Origin of the sequence: Streptoverticillium reticulum (assembly GCF_047456005.1) — a bacterium.
Lineage (GTDB): Bacteria > Actinomycetota > Actinomycetes > Streptomycetales > Streptomycetaceae > Streptomyces > Streptomyces reticulum.
Genome location: NZ_CP179755.1, coordinates 4567352 through 4591926 on the forward strand (window position 1 = coordinate 4567352; position 24575 = coordinate 4591926).

Annotated in this window: 26 protein-coding genes; 16 read left to right on the forward strand and 10 right to left on the reverse strand. The window is 69.9% G+C overall.

What is annotated here, in order from left to right; all coding sequences use genetic code 11:
- Positions 1–2: 2 nt before the first annotated feature.
- On the reverse strand, positions 3–1334 hold the full coding sequence (gene hemL, locus ACMATS_RS20790) for a glutamate-1-semialdehyde 2,1-aminomutase (RefSeq protein ID WP_390780705.1): 1332 nt from the start codon (positions 1332–1334) through the stop codon (positions 3–5).
- A gap of 127 nt (positions 1335–1461) precedes the next feature.
- On the opposite strand from hemL, the gene ACMATS_RS20795 reads away from it, so the two are divergent.
- The 4 genes from ACMATS_RS20795 (at position 1462) to ACMATS_RS20810 (ending at position 3788) form a co-directional block, all read left to right on the forward strand.
- Positions 1462–2070, forward strand: coding sequence for a hypothetical protein (locus ACMATS_RS20795; RefSeq protein WP_390780706.1), 609 nt, complete (start codon positions 1462–1464; stop codon positions 2068–2070).
- 152 nt (positions 2071–2222) lie between these two features.
- On the forward strand, positions 2223–2558 hold the full coding sequence (locus ACMATS_RS20800; protein WP_414168688.1) for a YnfA family protein: 336 nt from the start codon (positions 2223–2225) through the stop codon (positions 2556–2558).
- Between the two features lie 59 nt (positions 2559–2617).
- Entirely contained in the window at positions 2618–3361 is a 744-nt protein-coding gene (locus ACMATS_RS20805) for an SDR family NAD(P)-dependent oxidoreductase (RefSeq protein WP_390780708.1), read from the forward strand.
- Between the two features lie 40 nt (positions 3362–3401).
- On the forward strand, positions 3402–3788 hold the full coding sequence (locus ACMATS_RS20810) for a VOC family protein (protein ID WP_414168689.1): 387 nt from the start codon (positions 3402–3404) through the stop codon (positions 3786–3788).
- A gap of 7 nt (positions 3789–3795) precedes the next feature.
- On the opposite strand, the gene ACMATS_RS20815 is transcribed toward ACMATS_RS20810, so the two are convergent.
- Positions 3796–4164 (reverse strand): PLD nuclease N-terminal domain-containing protein, encoded by a 369-nt coding sequence (locus ACMATS_RS20815; protein WP_391155611.1) that lies wholly within the window; start codon positions 4162–4164, stop codon positions 3796–3798.
- On the opposite strand from ACMATS_RS20815, the gene ACMATS_RS20820 reads away from it, so the two are divergent.
- The 3 genes from ACMATS_RS20820 (at position 4163) to ACMATS_RS20830 (ending at position 7347) form a co-directional block, all read left to right on the forward strand.
- Positions 4163–5614 (forward strand): menaquinone biosynthesis decarboxylase, encoded by a 1452-nt coding sequence (locus ACMATS_RS20820; RefSeq protein ID WP_390780711.1) that lies wholly within the window; start codon positions 4163–4165, stop codon positions 5612–5614. The genes ACMATS_RS20815 and ACMATS_RS20820 overlap by 2 nt on opposite strands.
- A 79-nt stretch (positions 5615–5693) precedes the next feature.
- The gene (mqnP, locus tag ACMATS_RS20825; protein ID WP_390780712.1) at positions 5694–6596 is read left to right on the forward strand and encodes a menaquinone biosynthesis prenyltransferase MqnP; all 903 of its coding nucleotides are present in this window, start codon (positions 5694–5696) and stop codon (positions 6594–6596) included.
- A gap of 112 nt (positions 6597–6708) precedes the next feature.
- Entirely contained in the window at positions 6709–7347 is a 639-nt protein-coding gene (locus ACMATS_RS20830) for a UbiX family flavin prenyltransferase (RefSeq protein ID WP_390780713.1), read from the forward strand.
- Here ACMATS_RS20830 and ACMATS_RS20835 read toward each other — a convergent pair.
- Positions 7344–7481: a hypothetical protein gene (locus ACMATS_RS20835; RefSeq protein WP_171085614.1), complete on the reverse strand. Its 138-nt coding sequence runs from the start codon at positions 7479–7481 to the stop codon at positions 7344–7346. The two genes, ACMATS_RS20830 and ACMATS_RS20835, sit on opposite strands and share 4 nt — an antisense overlap.
- 132 nt (positions 7482–7613) lie before the next feature.
- On the opposite strand from ACMATS_RS20835, the gene ACMATS_RS20840 reads away from it, so the two are divergent.
- The 4 genes from ACMATS_RS20840 to ACMATS_RS20855 all read left to right on the forward strand — a co-directional run bounded on the left by ACMATS_RS20840 (position 7614) and on the right by ACMATS_RS20855 (position 11287).
- Complete coding sequence (locus ACMATS_RS20840; RefSeq protein ID WP_336413154.1) at positions 7614–8069, forward strand: Lrp/AsnC family transcriptional regulator; 456 nt, start codon at positions 7614–7616, stop codon at positions 8067–8069.
- Positions 8070–8124: 55 nt separating this feature from the next.
- Positions 8125–9288, forward strand: a complete 1164-nt coding sequence (gene mqnE, locus ACMATS_RS20845; RefSeq protein ID WP_336413153.1) for an aminofutalosine synthase MqnE — start codon at positions 8125–8127, stop codon at positions 9286–9288.
- Positions 9289–9349: 61 nt separating this feature from the next.
- Positions 9350–9637: a DUF4229 domain-containing protein gene (locus ACMATS_RS20850; protein ID WP_336413152.1), complete on the forward strand. Its 288-nt coding sequence runs from the start codon at positions 9350–9352 to the stop codon at positions 9635–9637.
- A gap of 336 nt (positions 9638–9973) precedes the next feature.
- Positions 9974–11287 (forward strand): dicarboxylate/amino acid:cation symporter, encoded by a 1314-nt coding sequence (locus ACMATS_RS20855; protein ID WP_390780714.1) that lies wholly within the window; start codon positions 9974–9976, stop codon positions 11285–11287.
- A 441-nt stretch (positions 11288–11728) separates the two neighbouring features.
- On the opposite strand, the gene ACMATS_RS20860 is transcribed toward ACMATS_RS20855, so the two are convergent.
- A complete protein-coding gene (locus ACMATS_RS20860; protein WP_414168690.1) occupies positions 11729–12196 on the reverse strand; it encodes a hypothetical protein in 468 nt (155 codons plus the stop codon).
- A gap of 273 nt (positions 12197–12469) precedes the next feature.
- Between ACMATS_RS20860 and ACMATS_RS20865 the strand changes: the two genes are divergently transcribed.
- Positions 12470–13003 (forward strand): NUDIX hydrolase, encoded by a 534-nt coding sequence (locus tag ACMATS_RS20865; RefSeq protein WP_390780715.1) that lies wholly within the window; start codon positions 12470–12472, stop codon positions 13001–13003.
- Positions 13004–13138: 135 nt separating this feature from the next.
- Here the strand turns inward: ACMATS_RS20865 and ACMATS_RS20870 are convergent, their stop codons facing one another.
- Together ACMATS_RS20870 and ACMATS_RS20875 are read right to left on the reverse strand one after the other, a co-directional pair.
- Positions 13139–13852 (reverse strand): creatininase family protein, encoded by a 714-nt coding sequence (locus tag ACMATS_RS20870; RefSeq protein ID WP_390780716.1) that lies wholly within the window; start codon positions 13850–13852, stop codon positions 13139–13141.
- 32 nt (positions 13853–13884) lie between these two features.
- Positions 13885–15189: a hypothetical protein gene (locus ACMATS_RS20875; protein WP_414168691.1), complete on the reverse strand. Its 1305-nt coding sequence runs from the start codon at positions 15187–15189 to the stop codon at positions 13885–13887.
- A 39-nt stretch (positions 15190–15228) separates the two neighbouring features.
- Between ACMATS_RS20875 and ACMATS_RS20880 the strand changes: the two genes are divergently transcribed.
- Together ACMATS_RS20880 and ACMATS_RS20885 are read left to right on the forward strand one after the other, a co-directional pair.
- Positions 15229–15741, forward strand: a complete 513-nt coding sequence (locus tag ACMATS_RS20880; RefSeq protein WP_414168692.1) for an ATP-binding protein — start codon at positions 15229–15231, stop codon at positions 15739–15741.
- 417 nt (positions 15742–16158) lie between these two features.
- Positions 16159–16788: a TetR/AcrR family transcriptional regulator gene (locus ACMATS_RS20885; protein ID WP_336413207.1), complete on the forward strand. Its 630-nt coding sequence runs from the start codon at positions 16159–16161 to the stop codon at positions 16786–16788.
- A gap of 15 nt (positions 16789–16803) precedes the next feature.
- Here the strand turns inward: ACMATS_RS20885 and ACMATS_RS20890 are convergent, their stop codons facing one another.
- On the reverse strand, positions 16804–17604 hold the full coding sequence (locus tag ACMATS_RS20890; protein ID WP_414168693.1) for a hypothetical protein: 801 nt from the start codon (positions 17602–17604) through the stop codon (positions 16804–16806).
- A gap of 235 nt (positions 17605–17839) precedes the next feature.
- On the opposite strand from ACMATS_RS20890, the gene ACMATS_RS20895 reads away from it, so the two are divergent.
- The gene (locus ACMATS_RS20895) at positions 17840–19762 is read left to right on the forward strand and encodes an AMP-dependent synthetase/ligase (RefSeq protein WP_414168694.1); all 1923 of its coding nucleotides are present in this window, start codon (positions 17840–17842) and stop codon (positions 19760–19762) included.
- A gap of 113 nt (positions 19763–19875) precedes the next feature.
- Here the strand turns inward: ACMATS_RS20895 and ACMATS_RS20900 are convergent, their stop codons facing one another.
- Positions 19876–21042, reverse strand: a complete 1167-nt coding sequence (locus ACMATS_RS20900; RefSeq protein WP_414168695.1) for a lipase family protein — start codon at positions 21040–21042, stop codon at positions 19876–19878.
- An 85-nt stretch (positions 21043–21127) separates the two neighbouring features.
- A complete protein-coding gene (locus tag ACMATS_RS20905; protein WP_391155628.1) occupies positions 21128–22153 on the reverse strand; it encodes an AraC family transcriptional regulator in 1026 nt (341 codons plus the stop codon).
- A gap of 141 nt (positions 22154–22294) precedes the next feature.
- Here ACMATS_RS20905 and ACMATS_RS20910 point away from each other — a divergent pair, with 141 nt between their 5' ends.
- Entirely contained in the window at positions 22295–24118 is a 1824-nt protein-coding gene (locus ACMATS_RS20910; RefSeq protein ID WP_414168696.1) for an AMP-dependent synthetase/ligase, read from the forward strand.
- Between the two features lie 126 nt (positions 24119–24244).
- Here the strand turns inward: ACMATS_RS20910 and ACMATS_RS20915 are convergent, their stop codons facing one another.
- Positions 24245–24451, reverse strand: a complete 207-nt coding sequence (locus ACMATS_RS20915) for a cold-shock protein (protein ID WP_171085604.1) — start codon at positions 24449–24451, stop codon at positions 24245–24247.
- Positions 24452–24575 lie beyond the last annotated feature (124 nt).

Sequence of the window (24575 nt, forward strand, 5' to 3'; positions counted from 1 at the left end):
GCTCACTTCGCCTCCTCCGTCGCCTCGGCCGCCGCCCGGGCGGCGGCCGGCAGTGCCGCCGCGATCCGCTCGACCGCCGCGCTGTCGTGGGACGTCGAGACGAACCAGGACTCGAAGGCCGACGGCGGCAGGTACACGCCGTTCGCCAGCATCGCGTGGAAGAAGGCGGTGAAGCGGAAGGACTCCTGCTCCCGGGCCTCGGCGTAGTTCGTCACCCCGGCCTCGGTGAAGAAGACCGAGAACATGTTTCCCGCGGTCTGCAGCCGGTGGGCCACGCCCGCCTTCGTGAGCGCCTCGGTGACCAGGCCACTGATCTCCGCCGAGACCGCGTCGACCTTGTCGTACGCGGCGTCGTCCAGCAGCCGCAGCTGCGCCAGGCCCGCGGCCGTGGCGACCGGGTTCCCGGAGAGCGTGCCCGCCTGGTAGACCGGGCCCGCCGGGGCCAGGTGGGCCATCACGTCCGCACGGCCGCCGAAGGCCGCCGCCGGGAAGCCGCCGCCCATGACCTTGCCGAAGGTCATCAGGTCCGGCGCGACCCCGTCGATCCCGTACCAGCCCGCCTTCGAGACGCGGAAGCCGGTCATCACCTCGTCGGAGATGAACAGCGCACCGTTCTCCGCACAGGCCGCCTTCAGGCCCGCGTTGAAGCCCGGCAGCGGCGGGACCACGCCCATGTTGCCCGGCGACGCCTCGGTGATCACACAGGCGATCTCGCCCGGGTGCGCACGGAAGGCCGCGCGCACCGCGTCGAGGTCGTTGTACGGGAGCACGATGGTGTCCCCGGCCTGGGCGCCGGTGACGCCGGGGGTGTCGGGGAGCGCGAAGGTGGCCAGGCCCGAGCCGGCCGCGGCCAGCAGGGCGTCCACGTGGCCGTGGTAGCAGCCGGCGAACTTGACGACCTTGGCCCGGCCGGTGAAGCCGCGCGCGAGCCGGATCGCCGACATGGTCGCCTCGGTGCCGGAGGACACCAGGCGCACCTGCTCGACGGGCGCGATCCGGGCGACGATCTCCTCCGCCAGGGCCACCTCGCCCTCGCCGGGCGTGCCGAAGGAGGTGCCGCGGGAGACGGCCTGCTGCACGGCCGAGAGCACCTCGGGGTGGGAATGGCCGAGAATCATCGGTCCCCACGAACACACGAGGTCCACGTATTCCCGGCCGTCCGCGTCGGTCAGGTACGGGCCGCTGCCGGACACCATGAACCGGGGCGTACCGCCCACGGCGCGGAACGCGCGCACGGGAGAGTTCACGCCACCGGGCGTGACGGCCGCCGCACGGTCGAAGAGCGTCTGCGAGACTGGGGCTTGGTATGGGTACGGGTAGCTCACACCAGCCATGGTCTCAGAGCGGTACGAGCGGTTGCGTCCGGGCGTTTCGCACGTCGTCCATGGGGGAGGTCTCTGAGACGATGATCGGGTTGCGCGGCGGGGGCTGTGCTGGCTGAAAAAGCGGTCGGGTGGAGATATGCATCGCGGTGGCGGACTGGGCGAGGGCACCGATGACCTGGGGCCCGAGCGCGCCGAGCAGACCCGCAGGGGGCGGCACCGGCGCGCCGGCGGCCACGAGGAGCAGAGCCCGGAGCCGGTCCCCGGGAGCACGGCAGGCACGGAGAGCACGGAAAGCAGGAGTGGCCGGGTGGGGGTGACCTACAAGTACTTCGGGGCCCCCAACGGTGCGACCGCTGCCCGCGTCCCCATCTCCATGCGTCCCGAGGAACTCGGCGGTGACGAGCTGGGCATGGGCGGCATGTTCACCAGGATCAAGCCGGAGACGGTGGCCGCCATGGTCCTCACCGGCATCGAGGGCATACCCCTGCACAAGGTTCCCCCGCTCGAACTGGTCGTCCTCCACCCCGACTACGCGGTGGTCAAGCTGCCCATGACCGTCGTCGACCCGCTGCGCGGCATCGGCGAGGAGGCGGTCGGCGCCGCCGCCTTCATCTGGTCCACCGTCCCCGACCGGGGCGGTCCGCGTGACGCCTTCACCGTCTACAAGCTGCTGCACGAGTGGCAGGACTTCTCGCACCGCCTGCACGAGGCGGGGCATCAGCCGTATTGCCTGGTCTGGCCGTAGCCGTTCGTGCCCCGCGCGGGGAACTGCGCGACCAGCCCCCACCGGCCTGGCAGCCGGAGTACATCCCTGTGCGGGCCGTTCGTGGTTGCTCGCGCAGTTCCCCGCGCCCCTGACGGGGCACGGTGTTCGGGCACGGCATTAGCCTGGCCGGCATGCTCGCCATCCGCTCCATCGCCCTCTTCGTCCTCGCCGCCCTCCTCGAGATCGGCGGCGCCTGGCTCGTCTGGCAGGGTGCCCGCGAGCACCGCGGATGGGCGTGGATCGGGGCCGGGATCGTCGCGCTGGGGGCGTACGGATTCGTCGCCACGCTCCAGCCGGACGCCCACTTCGGCCGCATCCTCGCCGCGTACGGCGGGGTGTTCGTCGCCGGCTCGCTGGCCTGGGGCATGGTCGCCGACGGGTACCGGCCCGACCGCTACGACGTGATCGGCGCCCTGGTCTGCCTGGCGGGCGTCGTCGTGATCATGTACGCGCCGAGAGGGCGCTGACGGCTTATCCTGCGAGCGATCACGCGCGAATGCGTCCCGCCGTCCCCAGGAGGCCCGTTGTGAGCACCCGTACCGCCGTCATCACCGGCGCCAGCAGCGGCATCGGCGCCGCCACCGCGCGGCAGCTGGCCTCCGCCGGGTACCGGGTCGTGCTCACGGCGCGCCGCGAGGACCGGATCCGGGCGCTGGCGGCGGAGCTGCCGAATGCCGTGGCGCAGGTGCTGGACGTGACCGACCGGGCCGCCGTCGACGCCTTCGCGGCCTCGCTGGACCGGGTCGACGTGCTGGTCAACAACGCGGGCGGGGCGATCGGTGCGGACCGGGTGGCCGACGCCGATCCGGCCGACTGGCGCACGATGTACGAGACCAACGTGCTCGGCGTGCTGAACGTGACGCAGGCGCTGCTGCCGGCGCTGCGGGAGAGCGGCGACGGGACGGTGCTCGTCGTCTCCTCGACGGCGGGGCTCTCCACCTACGAGGGCGGGGGCGGGTACGTCGCCGCGAAGCACGGTGCGCATGTGATCGCCGAGACGCTGCGGCTGGAGCTGTGCGGCGAGCCGGTGCGGGTCGTCGAGGTCGCGCCCGGGATGGTGAAGACCGGCGAGTTCGCCCTGACCCGCTACCGCGGGGACGAGGAGAAGGCGGCCGCGGTCTATGCGGGGGTCGCCGAGCCGTTGACGGCCGAGGACGTTGCGGAGACGATCACCTGGGCGATCACTCGCCCGTCCCACGTGAACATCGATCTGCTCGTCGTCCGCCCCCGTGCCCAGGCATCCAACTACAAGGTGCACCGCGAGGGCTGAGGGCCGACGCCGGGCCGCACGACCGAGGAGCCGTCCTGCCATGCGCGTCATCGACTTCGATCACCTCGTCCTCAACGTCTCGGACGCCGAGAGGTCCCTGGCCTTCTACTGCGGCCCGCTCGGGCTGGAGCCGGTGCGGGTGGAGGAGTGGCGCGCCGGGCAGGTGCCGTTCCCGTCGGTGCGGGTGAGCCCGACGACGATTATCGACCTGGTGGAGGGGCCGCGCGGGGAGTCCAACGTGGACCACCTGTGTCTCGTCGTGGAGCCGCTGGACTGGCAGACGGTGATCGATGCCGGGACGTTCGACGTCGTGCGCGGGCCCAGCAACAACTTCGGCGCGCGGGGGCAGGCGGAGTCGCTCTACGTCCGTGACCCGGACGGCAACACCGTGGAGCTCCGCTGGTACCCGCAGGACCGCCAGGGCTAGGGGCGCCTCAGTCCTTGTCGCGGTCCTTGTCCAAGGACCTGAGGAAGTCCGGGTTGTCGTCCGGCGCGACCCACTGCCGCTCCGCCGCCCGCGCGGGCGTCCGCCGCGGGCGGCCCGCGGTCAGCCAGGCGACCGGGCCCACCAGGACCTCGCCGAAGAGCAGGATCACAAACACCCAGGCGATCTTCGGCAGGCCCCGCACCTCGTTCTCGGGGGTGTTCAGGCAGTCCACGAAGGCGTAGATCCACAGCGCCAGGATCAGCAGGAACGGCAGATACCTGAGCATGGAGGCGGCCCCCGGAGTGCGGTGCTGCGGGGCCGCGCGGCAGCCCCAGTGACGGGTCCAGGGTAGTGCGTGCTCGATACTGGAACGCATGGCTTACGACGATCTGCGTTCGTTCCTCAGGGCGCTGGAGCGCGACGGTGACCTCAAGCGCATCAAGGCCGAAGTCGATCCGTACCTGGAAGTCGGGGAGATCGTCGACAGGGTGAACAAGGCCGGCGGGCCCGCCCTGCTCTTCGAGAACGTCAAGGGCTCGGCCATGCCGCTCGCGATGAACGTCTTCGGTACCGACCGGCGGCTGCTCAAGGCGCTCGGGCTGGCGTCCTACGACGAGATCTCCGAGAAGATCGGCGGTCTGCTCAAGCCCGAGCTGCCGCACGGCTTCACCGGTGTCCGCGAGGCCTTCGGCAAGCTCGGTGCGATGGCGCACGTCCCGCCGAGGAAGGTGAAGGAGGCGCCCGTCCAGGAGGTCGTCCTCACCGGCGACGACGTCGACCTCGACCGGCTGCCCGCGCTGTTCACCTGGCCCGAGGACGGCGGCTCCTTCTTCAACCTCGGCCTCACGCACACCAAGGACCCCGAGTCGGGCGTCCGCAACCTGGGTCTGTACCGCCTGCAGCGGCACGACAAGCGCACCATCGGGATGCACTGGCAGATCCACAAGGACAGCCGCAACCACTACCAGGTGGCGGCCCGGCGCGGGGAGCGGCTGCCGGTCGCCATCGCCTTCGGCTGCCCGCCCGCGGTGACGTACGCGTCCACCGCGCCGCTGCCCGGCGACATCGACGAGTACCTGTTCGCCGGGTTCATCCAGGGCAAGCGGATCGAGATGGTCGACTGCAAGACCGTTCCGCTGCAGGTCCCGGCCAACGCCGAGGTCGTCCTGGAGGGCTGGCTGGAGCCCGGGGAGATGCTGCCCGAGGGCCCGTTCGGCGACCACACCGGCTTTTACACGCCGCAGGAGGACTTCCCCGCGCTGACCATCGACTGCGTCACCATGCGGAAGCGTCCGCTGCTGCAGTCGATCGTGGTCGGGCGGCCGCCGACGGAGGACGGCCCGCTGGGGCGGGCCACCGAGCGGTTCTTCCTGCCGCTGCTGAAGGTCATCGTGCCGGACATCGTGGACTACCACCTGCCGGAGTCGGGCGGCTTCCACAACTGCGCGATCGTCTCGATCGACAAGAAGTACCCCAAGCACGCGCAGAAGGTGATGCACGCCGTCTGGGGTGCGCACATGATGTCGCTGACCAAGCTGATCATCGTGGTCGACGCGGACTGCGACGTCCACGATCTGCACGAGGTGTCCTGGCGGGCCCTCGGCAACACCGACTACGCCCGTGACCTCACCGTCGTCGAGGGCCCGGTCGACCACCTCGACCACGCCTCCTACCAGCAGTTCTGGGGCGGCAAGGCGGGCATCGACGCGACCGCGAAGTGGCCCGAGGAGGGCTACACGCGCGACGGGGGCTGGCCGCGGATGGTCGAGTCGGACCCGGAAGTCGCCGAGCGCGTGACCAAGCGCTGGAAGGAGTACGGCTTGTGAGCCGCGAGTCCACAATGGTGGCCTGCAGTGCGAAGACGGAGTTTCTCCGCCTTCGCGGAGGTGAACCGGAGTACGGCCTGTGACCGCCCCCGCCGCCGCAGTCCCCCAGCCGGGGCGCACCAGGGCCTTCCTGCGCCTGGTGATGATCGAGCACTCCGTCTTCGCGCTGCCCTTCGCGTACATCGCCGCGCTGACGGCGATGTACCAGAGGAACGGCACGGTCGACTGGTGGAAGCTCTTCCTCGTCACCGTCGCGATGGTCGGCCTGCGCACGTTCGCCATGGCGTGCAACCGCATCATCGACCGCGAGATCGACGCCCGTAACCCGCGCACCGCGAACCGCGAGCTGGTCACGGGTGCGGTGTCGGTGCGTTCGGCGTGGACGGGCGCGCTGGTCGCCGTCGTGTTCTTCATCGGCGCGGCCGGGCTGCTGAACCCGCTGTGCCTGGCGCTGGCGCCGATCGCCGTGATCCCGATGGTGGTCTATCCGTACGGCAAGCGGTTCACCAACTTCCCGCACGCGATCCTCGGTCTGGCCCAGGCGATGGGCCCGGTCGGCGCGTGGCTGGCGGTGACGGGGTCGTGGTCCTGGGAGGCGGTGGTCCTCGGGCTCGCGGTGGGCATCTGGATCGGCGGCTTCGACCTGATCTTCGCGTGCCAGGACGTGGCCGCGGACCGCGCGCACGGGGTGAAGTCCACCCCGGCCCGCTTCGGCATCCCGGCCGCGCTGCACGGTGCGCGGGTGTGCCACGTCATCACCACGGCGCTGCTGATCTGGTACGGCGTGGCCATTCACGCGGGCATCTTCTGGTGGGTCGGCCTGGTGGTGGTCGGGGCGGCGTTCGGCTACGAGCACACGATCGTGCGGCCGCACGACCTGTCGCGGCTGAACAGGGCGTTCTTCACGGTGAACGGTTTCGTCGGGATCAGCCTGTTCTGCTTCGCCCTGCTCGACCTGGTCGCCCGCGGCCTCGGCTGGTAGCGGTCCGGACCAATACCGGCCGTGGCCCGCGCGGCCGGACGGTTAGGCTCATCGCGTGGAGCCGTACGAACACACAACGCGACGTCAGGAACGCCGGCCCTGGGTGGTCGGCGTGTCCGGTGCTTCCGGCACGCCGTACGCGGCGGCCGTGGTGCGCGGGCTGCTGGAGGCCGGGGAGGCCGTGGACCTGGTGGTCAGCCGGGCCGCGCGGCTGACGTTGCTGGACGAGACCGGGATCGGGTTCCGGGATGCGCACTGGCGGGACGATCTGCGCGAGTGGCTGTCGCGGGGGGCCGACGGCAAGCCGTTCCCGTTCGAGGGCGACCTGTCGGACGTGCGCCACTGGGCGGCCGGCGATCTGGCCGCCGGGCCGTCGTCCGGCTCGTACCCGGTCAAGGGGATGCTGATCGTCCCGGCGAGCACGGCCTGTGTGGCCGGAGTGGCGCTGGGACTGTCGAAGGATCTGCTGCAGCGCACCGCGAGCGTGACCCTGAAGGAGCGTCGGCCGTTGATCGTCGCGGTGCGGGAGACACCGCTGAGCGGTCAGACGCTCAGGCAGCTGGTGGCCCTGGACGAGGCGGGCGCTGTGGTGCTGCCCGCCTCTCCGGCGTTCTATGCGGGGGCGACGCACATCCAGGATCTGGTGGATTTCGTCGCCGGGCGGGTGCTGGACGCGGCAGGGGTGCCGCACCGGCTGTACCGCAGGTGGAAGGGAGAGCTCGGTGGCTCACGGACCCTCGGGGAGGGTTAGCCCTTCTTGGCGCGCAGGGTGCGGAACTTCGACCCGGTGCGGCGCTCGGTCGTTGCGGACTTGTGGGCACGCGAGCGGTTGGCCAGGTCCTGCAGCTCGCGCATGCGGGCGTAGGCCACCTCGATCGAGTACACGGGGACTCCACTCCTGAAGGATCGACGTTGATTCTCTGAGCTGATGAAAGATTTACGGGGTGCTGAGCCCCGTACGCCTTAGATTCTACACGCAAGACGGCAAGTTCGCTGATTATTGAAAGGTGCCAGGCTATGGACGCGGTGGACAGGCAGCTCATCCAGGCCCTGCGGGAGAACGGCCGGGCCTCGTACGCGGAACTGGGCCGGCTGGTCGGCCTCTCCGGGCCGAGCGTCACGGACCGGATCAACCGCCTGGAGGCTGCGGGCGTCATCACGGGCTACCGCGCGACCGTCAACGCCGCGTCGCTCGGTCTCGGGGTCACGGCCCTCATCGGCATCCAGCTCTCGGACGCCGCGGACCACGAGGACGTGGCGCGCCGGCTGCGCGACCTGGAGGAGATCGAGGACTGCTGGTTCATCGCCGGCGACGACTCGTACATGCTCAAGGTCCGCATCGGGGACGTGGACGGCCTGGAACGCACCATCCGCCGGCTGTCGGGCACCAAGGGCGTCGCCCGCACCCGCACCACGATCGTGCTCTCCACCAAGTGGGAGAACCGGGTGGGCGAGCTGCCCGAAGAGGTCTGAAAACAGGGGAGTAGTCTCGACGGGGTTGCGCATAGGACATCGGAGAGGCGGACGCATGGACGTGGGGCTCAAGCGCGAGCTGGAGGAGAAGGTCCGCGCGGGAGAGCGGCTGACCCGCGAGGACGGCATCGCCCTCTACGCGTCCGACGACCTGGCCTGGCTGGGCGGCCTCGCCCACGAGGTGCGCACGCGCAAGAACGGTGACGTCGTCCACTTCAACGTCAACCGGCACCTCAACATGACCAACGTGTGCACCGCGTCGTGCGCGTACTGCTCGTTCCAGCGCAAGCCGGGCGAGAAGGACGCGTACACCATGCGCATCGAGGAGGCCGTCCGCCTCGCCAAGGCCATGGAGAACGACAACCTCACCGAGCTGCACATCGTCAACGGCCTGCACCCGACGCTGCCGTGGCGCTACTACCCCCGCTCGCTGAAGGCGCTCAAGGAGGCCCTGCCGCAGGTCTCCCTGAAGGCCTTCACCGCGACGGAGATCCACCACTTCGAGAAGATCTCCGGGCTGTCCGCCTCCGAGATCCTCGACGAACTGATCGACGCCGGGCTGGAGTCGCTGACCGGCGGTGGCGCCGAGATCTTCGACTGGGAGGTCCGGCAGCACATCGTCGACCACGAGACCCACTGGGAGGACTGGTCGCGCATCCACCGCCTCGCGCACGAGAAGGGTCTGAAGACCCCGTGCACGATGCTCTACGGGCACATCGAGGAGCCCCGCCACCGTGTGGACCATGTGCTGCGGCTGCGTGAACTGCAGGACGAGACCGGCGGGTTCCAGGTCTTCATCCCGCTGCGCTACCAGCACGACTTCGTGGACATGAAGGACGGCAAGGTCCGCAACCGGCTCCAGGCCCGGACCACCATGGCCACCGGCGCCGAGGCGCTGAAGACCTTCGCCGTCTCCCGGCTGCTCTTCGACAACGTGCCGCACGTCAAGGTCTTCTGGGTCATGCACGGCGTCCAGACCGCCCAGCTCGCGCTGCAGCACGGTGCGGACGACATGGACGGCTCGGTCGTCGAGTACAAGATCACGCACGACGCGGACAACTACGGCACGCCCAACAAGCTGACCCGGGACGACCTGCTGGAGCTGATCCGCGACGCCGGATTCCGCCCGGTCGAGCGCAACACGCGCTACGAGATCATCCGCGAGTACCCGGGCCCCGACGCGGAGCGGCGCGAGTCGCCGCAGCCGATGCGGGTCTGAGACGGCTTGTGTTTGACTGGAACAGACCGTTCCCCATGAGCCCGAGAAGAAGGTCCCGTCCGTGAACAGCAACAAGTTCGCATCGCTCCGCTACACCGCGCTGCGCGTGGCCTTGCTCGTCGCCTGCTTCGGGGTCGTGTGGGTGCTCTGCTACTTCCACGTGATCCCGCTGGGTGTGGGCGGTTCGAACGTGTTCTGGATGGTGCTCCTCGCGCTCGTGATCTCCGCACCGCTGAGCTTCGTGCTGCTGCGCAAGCAGCGGGACGCGATGTCGGTGCAGATCAGCGAGCGGGTGGACCGTGCCAAGGCCCGCCTGGAGGCCAACGCGGGCCAGGAGGACGGGGCCTGACCCGTCCCGCTACGGGGGTGTAACCCTCGTCACATCACAGGTGCGCATGCCGCGCCCGGAGTTCCCCAACTCCGGGCGCGGCATGCGGCGTTTTGGGCGATTCAAGAACCCTTTGTGACCCCTGGTGGCCCCTGATCCCAAAGTAATGCTTTGAGGTGCTCAAAGTACGGGTGTTAACGTGTTCGACATGAAGACAGCAGCAGCGCACCGCATCCCCACGGGCCCCCGGCTCGTGGCGCGCCTGCACGTCGATCTCTGCCGCTGCCTCTCCGCGGCCTGTTGCAGCCGCTGACGTCGCTCTTCCCCTGACTTCCCGTCTGCATCCGGAGTTCTCCGTTGTCCTCGACGCCCTCGTCCGCCCTGCGCGGCCGCATACCCAAGGTCCCGTTCTGGGCCCAGATCCTGCTCGCCCTGGTGCTGGGCGCCTTGCTCGGCTGGGTCGCTAAGAGCGGTGACGTCCACTGGCTCCAGGTGACCCTCGACAAGATCGGCAGCCTCTTCGTCCAGCTGCTGATGGTCGTGGTCGCCCCGCTGGTCTTCTTCGCCATCCTGGTGTCGATCACCAATCTGCGGAACGTCGCCAACGCCGCCCGGCTGGCCACCCGCACCCTGATGTGGTTCATGATCACGTCGCTGATCGCGGTCAGTATCGGCCTGGCGATCGGCCTGCTCACCCACCCCGGCTCCGGCACCGGCCTGACCGCCGCCGACGGCGCCGAGCCCAAGAAGCACGGCTCCTGGCTGGACTTCCTCACCGGCATCGTCCCCACCGACGTCATCACGCCGTTCACGCAGCTGAACGTGCTGCAGATCGTCTTCATGGCCGCCGTCGCCGGCGTCGCCGTCCTGCAGATCGGCGAGAAGGCGCAGCCGCTGCTGACCTTCTCCGAGTCCGTGCTGGAGCTGCTGCAGAAGGTCCTGTGGTGGGTCATCCGGCTCGCCCCGCTGGGCAGCCTGGGCCTGGTCGGCCGGGCGGTCTACAAGTACGGCTGGGACCTGATCGGCAGGTACGCGACCTTCACCGCCGACATCTACGTCGGCTGCGCCATCGTGCTCTTCGGTGTCTACCCGCTGCTGCTCGCCACGGTCGCCAAGGTCAACCCGCTGCAGTTCTTCAAGGGTGCCTGGCCCGCCATCCAGCTCGCCTTCGTCTCCCGCTCCTCCGTGGGCACCATGCCGCTGACGCAGAAGGTGACGGAGCGCCTCGGGGTGCCGAAGGAGTACACCTCCTTCGCGGTGCCGTTCGGCGCAACGACCAAGATGGACGGCTGCGCCTCCATCTACCCGGCCATCGCCGCGATCTTCGTGGCGCAGGTCTTCGGCGTCCCGCTGCAGCTGCGCGACTACCTGCTGATCGCCTTCGTCTCGGTCATCGGCTCGGCCGCCACGGCCGGCCTGACCGGTGCCACGGTGATGCTGACGCTGACCCTGTCGACGCTGGGCCTGCCGATGGCGGGTGTGGGTCTGCTGCTGGCGATCGACCCGATCGTGGACATGATGCGCACGGCCACCAATGTGGCGGGGCAGTCGGTGATCCCGATCATCGTCGCGGCGCGGGAGGACATCCTGGACCGCGAGAAGTTCAAGACGGCCGACGGCTCGAAGCTCGAGACCGAGGACGAGCCTCAGCCGGTCCTGGCCGCTGCGTAGCTCCGTCCCAACAGCAACGCCCCTGGCCCCGTCATTGGGCTGGGGGCGTTGGCGTTGTCAGGGATGCTGGCATCAGAGCAGACTTCCGGTGAAGCGGAACACGGTCGACGAGATCGTGAGTCAGGAGTTCGTCGGCTGGGGCGAAGCGCCGACAGCTACTTGGAGCGAGGCCGCAAGTTATTAATGACGTCACTGAGATGACAGCCGCGTTCGACCTCTGGATTGCCCTTGAAGAAGTTCCTTAGTTCTGGGTGAGCGTCAATGAGAGCTACTGTCTGAGTTTGCCGAGTAAGGCAGTCAGGGGGCGTTGGCGGCTCATGGCCTTGCGCGGCGGACCCAAGAATACCGAGGCCCGCGGCACTCAACGTAAAGAAACCCCCGATGAGAAGTTTCGTCCAGCAGCCGGGAGGAGGTCGTCGGCCCCATCTCGTCGGCAACCAGCTAGGCATGCCGCGTCTCCGTGCAAGCGTCGCGGAGCTTCATGGCCTCACGGTAGGCGCCAGCTTCAGCCAGCTTGTGCTGAAGGCTATGTAGCGTGTCTTGAGTCTCGATAATTCGCTCTAGACTTTTATGCGCCTGCGGCTCGTTCAGCGCCCGAAGAACAGTGATCAGGCTCAGGCCTGCCGAGTACATGAGAAACACGCGTTGCCGGCGCTGGTTGTATCCACTGACCAAAAAGCCGGTCGCGATAATCAATGACGAGCTGGCGGCGCCGAATGCGAATTGTGACGTGGCTGTGTGAGCTCCGTAGATGGACACCAACGTCACCACGAGAGCGCCGCTGACTCCAGTCGCCACGGCCACCCCGATGAAGGCGAGTGTTGGCGGCGGTGCTGGCTCCCGAGTGAGGCGTTCGGCATCTCGTACGCTCCGCATCCAGCTGTGCTCTCGAAACCTGACCTGGTTCATCCCGACTCACGGTAAGTGGCCGATATCGACAGATATGAGGTCCGCGGCGAGTCGGCAGCCTGATCCATCAGTTGGCTCAACGATTCGACAGCCAGCACTTCCGGAGAGCTGACAACGGGACGCTGCTGCCCCCGCTCCGAGGCCTTCGAAATGATCACCGAGTGTCGCGCGTCATTGCCGTGCCGGGTGCGTTGCAAGCGCAGTCGATCGCATACCTCCACGTCCCCCTGCCCTCTGGGATGCTGGAGGCCGACGGCGAGAGGGGCAACCCACATGCAGTGGAAGACCCACGGCGAGCGGCAGATATACACAAATCCCTGGGTGAACCTGTGCCTTGTGGATGTCGAGCAGCCTGACGGGCGGCGCTGGGAGCATCACGTCGTGCGGCTGCGGCACTTGGCCGTGGCGGCCGTGGTGAACGACCGGCGCGAGGTGCTGATGATGTGGCGGCACCGCTTCATCACGGACAAGTGGGCGTGGGAACTGCCCATGGGCCTGATCGAGGAGGGCGAGTCTCCCGAACAGGCCGCCGCTCGTGAGGTCGAGGAGGAGACGGGCTGGCGCCCCGGCCCGATGAAGCCGTTGATCTACGCGGAGCCGGCGAACGGCATCACGGACTCGCAGCACTACGTCTTCCGGGCCGATGACGCCACGTACATCGGGCCGCCGACGGAGAAGAACGAGTCCGACCGGATCGAGTGGATCCCGTTGGACCGGGTGCGCGGCATGATCGACCGGCGCGAGGTCGTCAGCAGTGGGTCGCTCGTCGGTCTGCTGTACGTGCTGATGGACGAATCGATCCGCTGACCGGTCACCCGAGGGTGGCCCGCAGTTGTGTCTCGAACGTCACGGCTGCGGGCTCCCTCCGGTGCGGCGCGAGACGCTGCAGGAACTCGCGCAAGTGGCTTCTTGAGGCGGGGACATCTGCGTTGACGGGCCTTGTCACCCGATCTTGATCACGTCCAGGTGCTTGCGCGCAGCCCGGGAGAGGCTGTCCAGGATTGCCTTGCCCTTGGCGGGCGTGGCCAGGGACGGCCGCCCAATAACACCGTTGCGGGTGTAGCCGGCCATGCCCAGGGTGAGCAGGTGTGGTCGGCTCGGGGCCGAATGGTCGTCCCCGTCGATTCCCTCGCCGACGAGATGCGGCGCGCCGTGCAGAAGCAGCGAGACTTCGAACTCTCCGCCGTGCATGTCCTCGGCGCTGCTGCTGTCCAACTCCGCGTCGGATCGCGCCCGGGCGCGATCCTCGCTGACCGGGAAGAGGGCGACGCGGGGGCCGCTGACGTTGATCTCCTGGACGACGTTCTGGAGGACGTAGTTGCCGCCGTGGCCGTTGACGATGAGCAGGCCGGGAACGCCGGAGGCTTCGAGGGATCGCCATATGTCGTGGATCATCGCGTAGAGGGTTCCGGCGCTGATGCTGACCGTGCCGGCCATCGGGGCGTGCTCGTGCGAGCAGGTGATGGTGATCGGTGGCAGCAGGAACAGGTTGTGGTCGTCGGCGATGCGGCGGGCGATCAGGCAGGCGATGGCGGTGTCGGTGATCAGTGGCAGGTGGTCGCCGTGCTGCTCGAAGCTGCCGACAGGCAGGACGGCGACGGCTGGGCCGCGTTCGCGCTCGTCGCCGGAGGTGGCATGCGTGATCAGATCGTCCATGACCACACCTTTACGCATGAGTTCCGCTCCCGTCATGCCACAAACCGATCTCGGACGATCTCGAATCGCTCAAAAAACGTTGCCACGGCGGGTACGGTCCGCTTTGTGTCAACAGCTCGGGCGACCGAAGAGAGCTCGGCGAACGTCCGCGCCGAGCCGGTATGCGTGACGATGCCGAGTGACTTCGTCGCGGCCTCGGCGCCCTGCTCCAGGTCCCCGGCAGTGACGTGCGCACGGGCCAGCCGGGCGAGGTAGACGCTCCGGTCGTTGCGGTACACCGGGTCTAGGGCGGCCAGTTGGTCTTGGAAGAGCTGGACGGCTCGTTGAGGTTGCCCGAGATCGATCCAGCAAGTGGCGCGCTGGATCTCGATGTAGGTCGGAGTGCAGTAGGAGGCATCGACGGTCGTCGGCTGCTCGGCAGCAGTGGCCTGGGAGGCGAGCGCGTACGCCTCGTCGAATCTGGACAGGGCTGCCTTCGAGTTGCGCATGAGCGCGTAGCCCTGGGCTTCCTGCTGCGCAGCCAGGGCAGAGAGCCGGGGAGTGAGCCCTGGCAGCCGCTGCGCAGCCTTGGCGAGACCGATGGCCCGGTCACCGCTGGCGCGTGCTGTTGCCTGGTTGCTCTTGCGGAACAGGATGTACGCCTGCATGTGCTCAGCGGCGGCCTCCTGCGCCCATTCCATCGCGCGATCCGACCAGTACGCAGCAGACTTGAAGTCGCCGCGATCCTGGTGGAGCCAGCCGATGAACTCGGCGACCTTGCCGCCAGTGCGCAACAGGGCCTGGCGAGGCGTACCGGAAGCAGTCTCCAACAGGCGTGTGACGGTCTGCGCGTACTGGGTGACGGCCGGGATGGCGTGGCGGGAGCCGAAGTAGTTTGCGTCTTTGTAGTGCTGCGGGAGCTGGCACTCGATGAGCTCGGCGGCGAACTCGGGGTCGTCCGGCTCGGCCTCCGGCCATGTCGGCGAGAGCCCTTCGGCGGCCGCGTCGTCCGGCGCCCATACCGGGCTTGGCACTGGGCATGCGGCCTGGCCCGCGTCTTCGCCCGTATCCGGTTCCCAGTCGCGGCGTGACAGCCCCAGCATGTGACCGGGGATGCGCAGGCCATCGGCGATGCGCTGGACGAGCTGGAACTCCCTGACCGTACGGCGGCCTTTGAGGATCTCGGTCGCGGCGCTGGGCGTCACGCCAATGCGCCGGCCGATCAGGGCCGGGTACATCCCTGCGCGTTTCGCCAACTGGAAGATCGCGGAGAAGTCGTGGTCCCGGCACGCCTCGATCATCTCGGCGCTGGCGAGCAGACGCACAGGGAAGCCCGCCGGGGGCTCGTACTTGGGCATGAACAACGCTCCGGGGAAGGACGGATACGCGTTTGGGCCATGGTGCGGCGTATCCAGCGATGTTACCCACGGTGGGTAATCACGCTGGTGTCGTTCCGCGAACCGCTTCCCTCGATGCTGGTCGGCATGGAGACACCGCCGGGAGAGGCGAACAGGCAGGCGTTGACCCGGCGTTGGGCGCGACACCCCCGTTGCGTGGGCCTGGCGCGGGCGGAGCTGCGCACTGTGCTGGCCGACTGGGGGCTGCGCTCCCTGGAAGACCCCGCTCTCCTCGTGCTCTCCGAACTGCTGACGAACGCAGTCAGGCACGCCCACGTGTCACCGGGGCGCGAGATCGAAACCAGCTTCCGCCGCGAGGGGAACGGCGTACGGATCGCGGTTGACGATGCGGACTCCGAACGCTGGCCAGAACTACGTGACCAGCACGGCGAGGGCGGACGTGGGCTGATCCTGGTGCGTGGTCTGGCAGACCGCTGTGGTGTGAGCCACCGGCGCGGGGTCGGTAAGTCGGTCTGGGCGGTCCTGACGGTTCGTGGGGAAGGGTGGATGTAATGCGACTGGTCGCATACATGGTCGAGTGTGGGGACGTGCTGCTCGACCACGGGGCACGGGAAGTGAAGGACGTCCACAAGGTGCGGCGCTCCGACGGCCGGGTGGATGTCGTCATGGTCTTGAGCGAGGGCCCTCGGTTGAGGGTTGACGAGGAGCAGCCGGTGCGCGTCCGGCGCGATGGGGCTCGGTCGCGTACAGGGCGCTGATGACGGCCGTACGGAGCAGCCGACGGCGCCAACCTGGAGGCGGAGCCCGCCCCGGTCGCCGCGTAGCCGTTCCGCTACGGCTTGATCTCCACCCTTGACGTCCCTCCGCTCCGTGACATTACCTGTCGGTAATGTAGCGGGGGCGGAGGGACGTTTTGTCGTGACTACTGCACAGAAGGCCAGGCCTGTGACCACGGGCAAGGCCAAGCGCATGCCCCGGGCCGTACGCGAGCGCCAGATGCTCGACGCCGCCGTGGAGGTCTTCGCCCGGCGCGGCTACAGCGCGGCCTCGATGGACGAGATCGCCGAACTGGCCGGGGCCTCCAAGCCCTTGGTGTACCTCTATCTGAACTCCAAGGAAGAGCTGTACGGCGCCTGCATCCGGCGCGAGTCGCGGGCGCTGCTCGATGCCGTGCAGTCCGCCGCGGACCCCGAGGACTCCGCCGACCGGCGGCTGTGGTGCGGACTGCGGGCCTTCTTCGCGCACACCGCCGCGCATCCCTCGGCCTGGGCGATGCTCAGCTGCCAGGCGCGCATCCACGGCGAGCCGTTCGCCCTCGCCCTGGCCGAACTGCGCCAGGAGATCGTCGACTTCGTGGCCCGGCTGATCGCGGCCGCCGGCCGGGACCAGGAGCGGGCCGGAGCGCCCCTGGACGCCCAGGAGGTCTCCGGCCTCGCGCACGCCCTCGTCGGTGCGGCCGAGTCGCTGGCCGGATGGGCCAACACCCGTGCGGACGCCGCCCCTCCCGCGAAGGAGACGGCGGCGACCCTGATGAACGTGACGTGGGCGGGGCTGGAGAACCTGTTGAACGGGCAGCGCTGGGCGCCCGTTCGGCCGTGATCCTCCCGGGGCCGCTCAGCGCTCCGTGCCGGGGCGGCGGCGGGCCAGCAGGACGCCGGTGCCGCCCAGGACGCCGGCCGCGGCGAGGGCTCCGCCGATGAGGGCGGGGTCGGTGTCCGCCGAGCCCTGACCAGGCGCCTCGCCCGCGGCCACGCCGCCCTTCGGGAGCTTCTTGTCGGCGGTGGCGTCGTGCGCCTTGGCGCCGTTGTCCTTCTTGCCGGAGTCCTTGCCGGAGTCCTTGCCGCCCGCCGTGGACTGGGTGATCTTGCCGGTCTTCTGGTCCAGGGTGACCTTCAGGCCGCCGTCGAGGGCGAGGGAGGGGGACGAGGCGGTGAGGGTGCCGAAGACGAAGCCGTCCGGGCCCGTGACGACGGCCTTGTACGAGCCGTCGGCGAGCTTGGTGATCACGGCGTACTTGCCATCCTTGAGCTGGACGGTGCGGGAGGAGGTCTTGCCCTCGTCCTTCTTCTTGTCGTCCTTCTTGTCGTCCTTCTTGCTCTTGTCGTCGCCCTGGGTCTTGGCGGTGACGTTCTGGCCGTCGAAGTGGACGTAGATGCCGTCGGTGTAGCTCTGGCCCTTCTCCAGTACGGCGACGACCTTGCCGCTGCCGGTCTCCTTCACATACGCCTTGCCGTCCTTGATCTCGGCCTCCAAGCCGCCGCCGATGTCGACCGTGCGCGGTTTCGACGCGGTGGCGGAGCTGCTCGGGGACGAGTCCGTGCCGGCGGCGAACGCGGCGGTGGGGGCGGCAACGGCGCCGGTGAGGACGGTTGCGGCTATGGCGGTGCGGAGGGCGGTGCGCAGGTTGGTGTGCATAGGGCTCTGCGTCTCCTCACGGAGTGGGGGGTGTGACGCGGACAACGCTATTTCGGGCGCAATGCCGCACGGATCGGCAAAAAGGGCAGGCGTGTGCTGGCCGTAAGGACTAGAGGCGGGGTGGAGGAGGTGGGCCTTCAGGCGTACATTCACCGGGAAATTACCGCTGAGTAAGGCAAGTTGTGGGTCTCTATGTGGGTCTCTGGAACATGGGTCTCTGGAACAGGAGCCGCACGTGTCCGCACCGCACAGCGCCATCACCTCCGTCCCCGCCTCCGCCGCACCGCCCGCGCTCGTCCCGCCGCGGACGACGGCCGTCGACGGCACCGTCCGCGAGGCGCACGTCCCCCCTCTCGCACCGCCCGTCCGGCAGGGTTCGCTCGGCGACCTGCCCTTCCTCAACGCCGCCGTGGCACCGCTGGACGTCGTCCTCGGCCGCAAGCAGGACGACGGCACCTGGCGCGACGTGACCGCCGCCGCCTTCGCCGCCGAGGTCGCCGGCGTGGCCAAGGGCCTGATCGCCGGCGGGCTGCAGCCCGGCGACCGGCTCGCGATCATGGCCCGCACCCGGTACGAGTGGACCCTGCTGGACTGCGCGGGCTGGGCCGCGGGCCTGGTCACCGTCCCCGTCTACCCGACCTCCTCCGGCCTGCAGGTGCGCTGGATCCTCCAGGACTCCGGCGCGTCCGCCATCGCCGTCGAGGGTGCCGAGCAGGCCGCAGTCGTCGAGGGCGAGCGCGCGCAGCTGCCCCGGCTCGCCCACGTGTGGCAGTTCGACGACGGATGCATCCCGCAACTCATGGACGCCGGGCGCCCGTTGCCGGACGCCGCCGTCACCGAGCGGCGCGCCGGCCGGCGCCCCGAGGACGTCGCCACCCTCATCTACACCTCCGGCACCACCGGGCGCCCCAAGGGCTGCGTCCTCACCCACGCCAACTTCTTCGCCGAGGTCGACAACACGACCGAACTGCTGCACCCGATCTTCAAGTCCGTGAGCAGGGAGCCCGCCGCCACCCTGCTCTTCCTGCCGCTCTCGCACGTCTTCGGGCGGATGGTGGCCGTGGGCTGCCTGCGTGCCCGCGCCCGGCTGGGCCATGCGCCGTCCCTGCGGACCGAGGAACTGCGCGCGGATCTGGAGGGGTTCAGGCCGACGTTCCTGCCCGCCATCCCCTACGTCCTGGAGAAGATCTACAACAACGGCAGAGCCACCGCCGAACGGCTCGGCCGCGCCGCCGTGTACGACCGGGCGGCCGCCGTCGCACGGGAGTACGGCGAGGCCGTGGAGGCCGGCCGCCACGGCACCGGACCCGGGCCCGGACTGCGGCTGCGCGCGGAGCGGGCGTTCTACGACCCCCTGGTCTACCGGAAGCTGCGCGCCGCCCTGGGCGGGCGCGTGCGCTACGTCCTGACCGGCGGCTCGCCGCTCGGCCGGCGGCTCGGCGCGTTCTACACGGGCGCGGGCATGGAGGTCTTCGAGGGCTACGGCCTGACGGAGACCACGGCCGCCGCGACGATCACCCCGCCGCTGCGGCCCAAACTGGGCACGGTGGGATGGCCGCTGCCCGGGTGCCGGGTGCGCATCGCCGACGACGGCGAGGTGCTGCTCTCCGGGAGCCACGTCTTTCCGGGCTACTGGGACGCGGAACGCGGGGCGGCGGTGCCGCCCGCTGCGGGGGAGTGGTTCGCCACGGGCGACCTGGGAGCCCTCGACGCCGAGGGGTACCTGACGATCACGGGCCGGAAGAAGGAGCTGCTCGTCACGAGCGGCGGCAAGAACGTGGCCCCGGCGCCCCTGGAGGACCGGCTGCGGGCCCACCCGCTGGTGGGCCAGGCGATCGTCGTCGGTGACGACCGGCCCTACGTGGCCGCGCTGTTGACGCTGGAGCCGGACGGGCTGGCGCACTGGCAGAAGATGCGGGGGATGGAGGGGGTGCCGGTGGAGGAGCTCGTCTGCGATGCCGGCCTGAGGGGTTCCTTGCAGGAGGCTGTCGATGAGGCCAACCGGCTCGTGTCGCGTGCCGAATCGATACGGCGGTTTGCCGTGCTGCCGGTTGATTTCACGGAGGAGGCGGGGCACCTCACGCCCTCGCTGAAGCTGAAACGCTCCGCTATAGCAAGGGACTTCGCGGAGGAGATCGAGGCACTGTACGTCAACTGACGGCTGGCTGTGGCTGGTCGCGCAGTTCCCCGCGCCCCTTCGGGGCGCGAGGAGTTGCCCCGTGCCCCGAAGGGGCGCGGGGAACTGCGCGACCAGCCACGACGAGCCCGCAGTCAGCAGTTGCCCTCCGCCGGCTCCCCGGCAAAGCGGGCTGCAAGCCAGTCGGCAGACGGCACCGCCCCCGCGATCGCGCCCACCACGTGTTCGGCCAGCGGCAGGGACGTCCAGCGCACCGTCGCGCCCTTGGCGCACCAGTCGGCGCGCAGCTGCTTGCCCACCGCGTACGGGATCAGTTCGTCGATCGCACCGTGGTACAGGTACACCGGCCGGTCCGGCGCGTGCGTCCCCAGCTGCGACAGGCGCAGCACCCGCTGCCAATCCGGTTCGTACAGCGGGTTCTTGACCGTCACGTCCGAGATGCGCTTGAAGAGCCCCGCCACCCCGTTGATCACCACGCAGTGGTGCTTCAGGAAGTCCACGGAGGAGCGGCCGCGGTCGTTGAGGTACCGCTCCAGGTGGAGTTCGGGGTAGGCCGCGTTCTGGCCCACGGCGGCCATGAGGATCAGGCCCGCGCCGATGTTGCCGTTGTTGAAGTCCGCGGTCTTCAGCAGGTCGGCCGGGACGCCGCCGGTGGCCGTGCCCTTGACGTTCAGTTCGGGGGCGTACGAGTCGTGCAGCTCGGCGGCCCAGCTGCCGGCCTGGCCGCCCTGCGAGTAGCCCATGATGCCGACGGGCGTGTCCGGACCGAGCCCGGTTCCGGGCAGTCGCAGCGCCGCCCGGGCCGCGTCCAGGACGGCGTGGCCCTCGGACGGGCCGACCGTGTAGGTGTGGTCGCCGGGGGTGCCCAGGCCCTCGTAGTCGGTGACGGCAACGGCCCAGCCGCGCCAGGTGAGTTGCTGGATCAGGTTGGCCTCGACCGTCGTCCCGTACGGGAAGCCCGCCGAGGGTGCGCAGGAGTCGGCCATGCCGACCGTGCCGACGGCGTACGTGACCAGCGGGCGGGGGCCCGTGCGGCCGTCCTGGGGGACGATCACCGTGCCCGACACGACGTTCGGCGCGCCCTTGGCCGTGGTCGAGCGGTAGGTGATGTGCCAGGCCCGGGTGTTGGTCGGCTGGCCGGGCAGCGGGTGGAAGGAGGTGGGTGCGGAGGTGACGATGCCGCCGGGCGTGCCGTCGGTGCCGGCGGCGGCTGCTCTCGTCGGCAGGGCCGCGGGCACGGCCAGTGACACGGCCAGTGCGGCGACGGTGGCGAGGGTGGTGCGCAAGCGGTGCAGGGGCATGCGGCTCTCCCAACTGGCCAGTGGCGCGGTGTGAGTTGGGGCGACCGTAATGTTCGAACGGCGGGATCGATGCTGGTCGGAACGCTCAGTTTTGCTGACCCCGGTACCCGCGGTACGCGCCGGGCGTGGTGCCCGTCCAGCGGCGGAACGCCCGGTGGAAGGCGGTGTCCTCGGAGAAGCCGAGCCGCACTGCGAGCTGCGCGATCGGCTCCCGCCCCTCCGCGAGCCCGGCGATGGCCGCCTCGCGGCGCACCTGGTCCACCAGCCGCCGGTACGAGGTGCCCTCCGCCTGCAGCCGCCGCCGCAGCGTCGCCGGGCTCACCGCCAGCCGCTCCGCGATCTGTGCCACCTCCGGCAGCCGGGCCGGCCGCCCCTCGCGCAGCGCCCGGACGAACGAGCGCCGCACCTGCTCGGCGACGGTCGTGCCGTACTCGCGGCGGCTGAGCAGCTCGGCGGGGGCCCGGCGCAGCAGCTCCGCCACCGCGGTCTCGTCCCGCACCACGGGCGCCGCCAGCCACCGCGCGTCGAACCCCGCACCGGTGCGCTCCGCCCCGAACCGCACCGGGCAGCCGAACATCGTCCCGTAGTCCGCCGCGTAGGGCGGGGCGGCGTGCGCGAAGGCGGCCCAGTGCAGGACGATCCGGTGGCCGATCAGCCAGCTCGCCAGCCGGTGCCAGATGATCATCAGGCACTCCGCGAGGAAGCGGCCTTCCGCCCGCTCCCGCAGGTCGCTGCGGACCGCGAAGACGGCCTCCCCGCCGTGGTGTTCGAGGGCCAGGTCCGGTCCGCCGGGGAAGAGCCCGTAGAACCGCGCGGCCCGCTCCAGCGCCGCGCCCAGGTCCCGGCAGCCGATGCAGGTGTGGCACATCATGGCGAACGTCCCGGGCCGGCTCGGCGCCGTGCCGAGTCCGATGAACTCGTCGCCGGTCGCCCGGTGCAGCCCGTGCACCAGCCGCGCGAACTGCTCGGGCGTCACGTGCGCCCGTTCGTCCCCCAGCAGCAGCGGCGCGATCCGCGCCTCCTGCAGCAGGGGCACGGTGTCGATCCCGAGCCGCTGCGCCCCGCCCAGCGCGGCCCGTACGCAGTGCACGGTGATCGTCCGCCCGCTCATGCGGGCACGGTAGCGCCGTTGAGCGTTCACGTCAGTGGCGCCGACCGTTCCGGTCATCGCGGGGCGGGCCGCCGCTTCCTAGCGTCGGGTGTTCCTGCGCACGGTTTCACGGTTCCACGGTTCCCGGGGAGGCGGATGCTCATGCGGCAACGGCCCGGCACGCTCGCGGAGTTCACGGAATGGGCGGGGGCGCAGTACGGGGAGCTGCCCGCCCTGCGCTTCAAGTCACCGGCGGGGGACGGCTGGACGGAGGTGGGCTACGCGCAGCTGCGCGAGACCGTACGGACGGGCGGACGTGCACTGATCGCTCTGGGGGTGTGCCCCGGCGACCGGGTGGCCGTCCTGGCCGAGACCCGCCCGGAGTGGACGTACACGTACTTCGCGGCGCTGGCCGCGGGGGCCGTCGTGGTGCCGGTCTACCCGACGGCGGGCGAGGACGAACTGGCCTGGGTGCTGGACGACTCGGGCGCGGGCGTCGTCGTCTGCGAGAACGCCGCGCAGGCGGACCGCGTGGCGGGCGTGCGGGTGAAGGCACCCGGGGTGCGGCACGTGGTGCGGATGGACGAGTGGGGCGCGCTGCCCGCCACCGCGCCCCTGCCGGAACTCCTCGCGCGGGGCGCTCGCCGCACCCCGGACGACCTGTGCGCCATCGTCTACACCTCCGGCACCACCGGCCTGCCCAAGGGCTGTCAACTCACGCACGGCAACCTCGTCGCCGTCCTGGACGCCACCCTGCCCCTCCACGAGGGCGGTCCCGGCGACCTCACGTACCTCTACCTGCCGCTCGCCCATATGCTCGCGCAGCTCGTCCAGTTGACCGCGCTGCGCCGCGGCAGCACGCTGTGCTACTTCGGCGGCCGGATCGAGAACGTCGTGGACGAGCTGGCCGAGGTGCGGCCCACGCATCTGCCGTCCGTGCCCCGGCTGTTCGAGAAGGTGCACGCCTCCGTCCTCGCGCTCGCGGAGTCCCGCGGCCCGGACGGCCGGGAGCGCGTCGAGGCGGCCGTGCGGGCCGGGCTCGCGGCGGCCGACGCCCGCGAGCGGGGTGAGGAGCTCACGGGAGAGGCGAAAGCCGCGTGGGAGGCGGCGGAGGCCGGCCTGTTCCCGCTCGTCCGGGCGGCCTTCGGCGGGCGGCTGCGCTGGGGCGTCACCGGGGCCGCCCCCATCGCCCCGCAGACGATGGACTTCCTGCGCGCGTGCGGGCTGCAGATCTTCGAGGGCTACGGCATGACCGAGTCCGGCGGGGTCATCAGCCTCAACCATCCCGGCGCCGTCCGCCCCGGCACGGTCGGGCGGCCGATCGAGGGCGTCGAGGTGCGGATCGCCGCGGACGGCGAGGTGCTGGCCCGGGGGCCCGGGGTGTTCCCGGGCTACCACGGCGACCCCGCCGCGACCGCCGAGGTGCTGGACGCGGACGGCTGGCTGCACACGGGCGACCTCGGCAGCCTCGACGAGGACGGCTACCTGCGCATCACCGGCCGTAAGAAGGACATCGTCATCACGTCGGGCGGCAAGAACCTCACCCCGTCACTGGCCGAGTTCGCCCTGCAGCAGTCGCGCTGGATCTCCCGCGCGGTCATGATCGGCGACCGCCGCCCGTACCCCGTCGCCCTGCTCACCCTCGACGCGGACGAGATCACGGCCTGGGCCGCCCGGCAGGGCGTGCGGCTCACCGCGCCCGCTGCCCGGCACCCGGCGGTGCGGCGGCTGTGCGAGGAGGCGGTACGGGCGGCGAACGGGCAGCTCTCCCGGCCCGCCCGGATCCGTGCGTTCCACATCCTGGACGAGGACTTCTCCGTGGAGAACGGGATGCTGACCCCGTCCCTGAAACTCCGCCGGGCGGCGATCACGGAACGCCATGCGGCCGAAATCGATACGTTGTACGAACGTACGGAGAAACGGCGAACAAAAGGAGGTACAAAAGCGTCCGGGGAAACCGGTGAAAGCAGTGACACCAGTGGGTGAATAGCGGGGAAAGCCGGAAAGTCGCCGCCAGGCCTGCCCGGAAAAAGGCAGGAGCCCCGCCCCTCGCCGAAGCGGGGGCAGGGCTCCTTGGGTACTGCACGTAGACCGCGAACGGTCCGCAGGAGGTCAGCCCTGCGGAGTGACGTTCTCCGCCTGCGGGCCCTTCGGGCCCTGCGTGACGTCGAAGCTGACCAGCTGGTTCTCCTCGAGGGAGCGGAAGCCGGCGGCGTTGATCGCGGAGTAGTGGACGAAGACGTCGGGGCCCCCGCCGTCCTGGGCGATGAAGCCAAAGCCCTTTTCAGCGTTGAACCACTTCACGGTTCCGGTAGCCATAAGCCCTCCTATGGGCCAAAGGGTTGCCCTGCTCCAGAACCTGCGAGAAGTCTGAAAACTACAAAAGCCTGCGGGTCACATGCTCCGCAGGCTCTGTACTGCAAGGGAAACCAAACTGCAACTT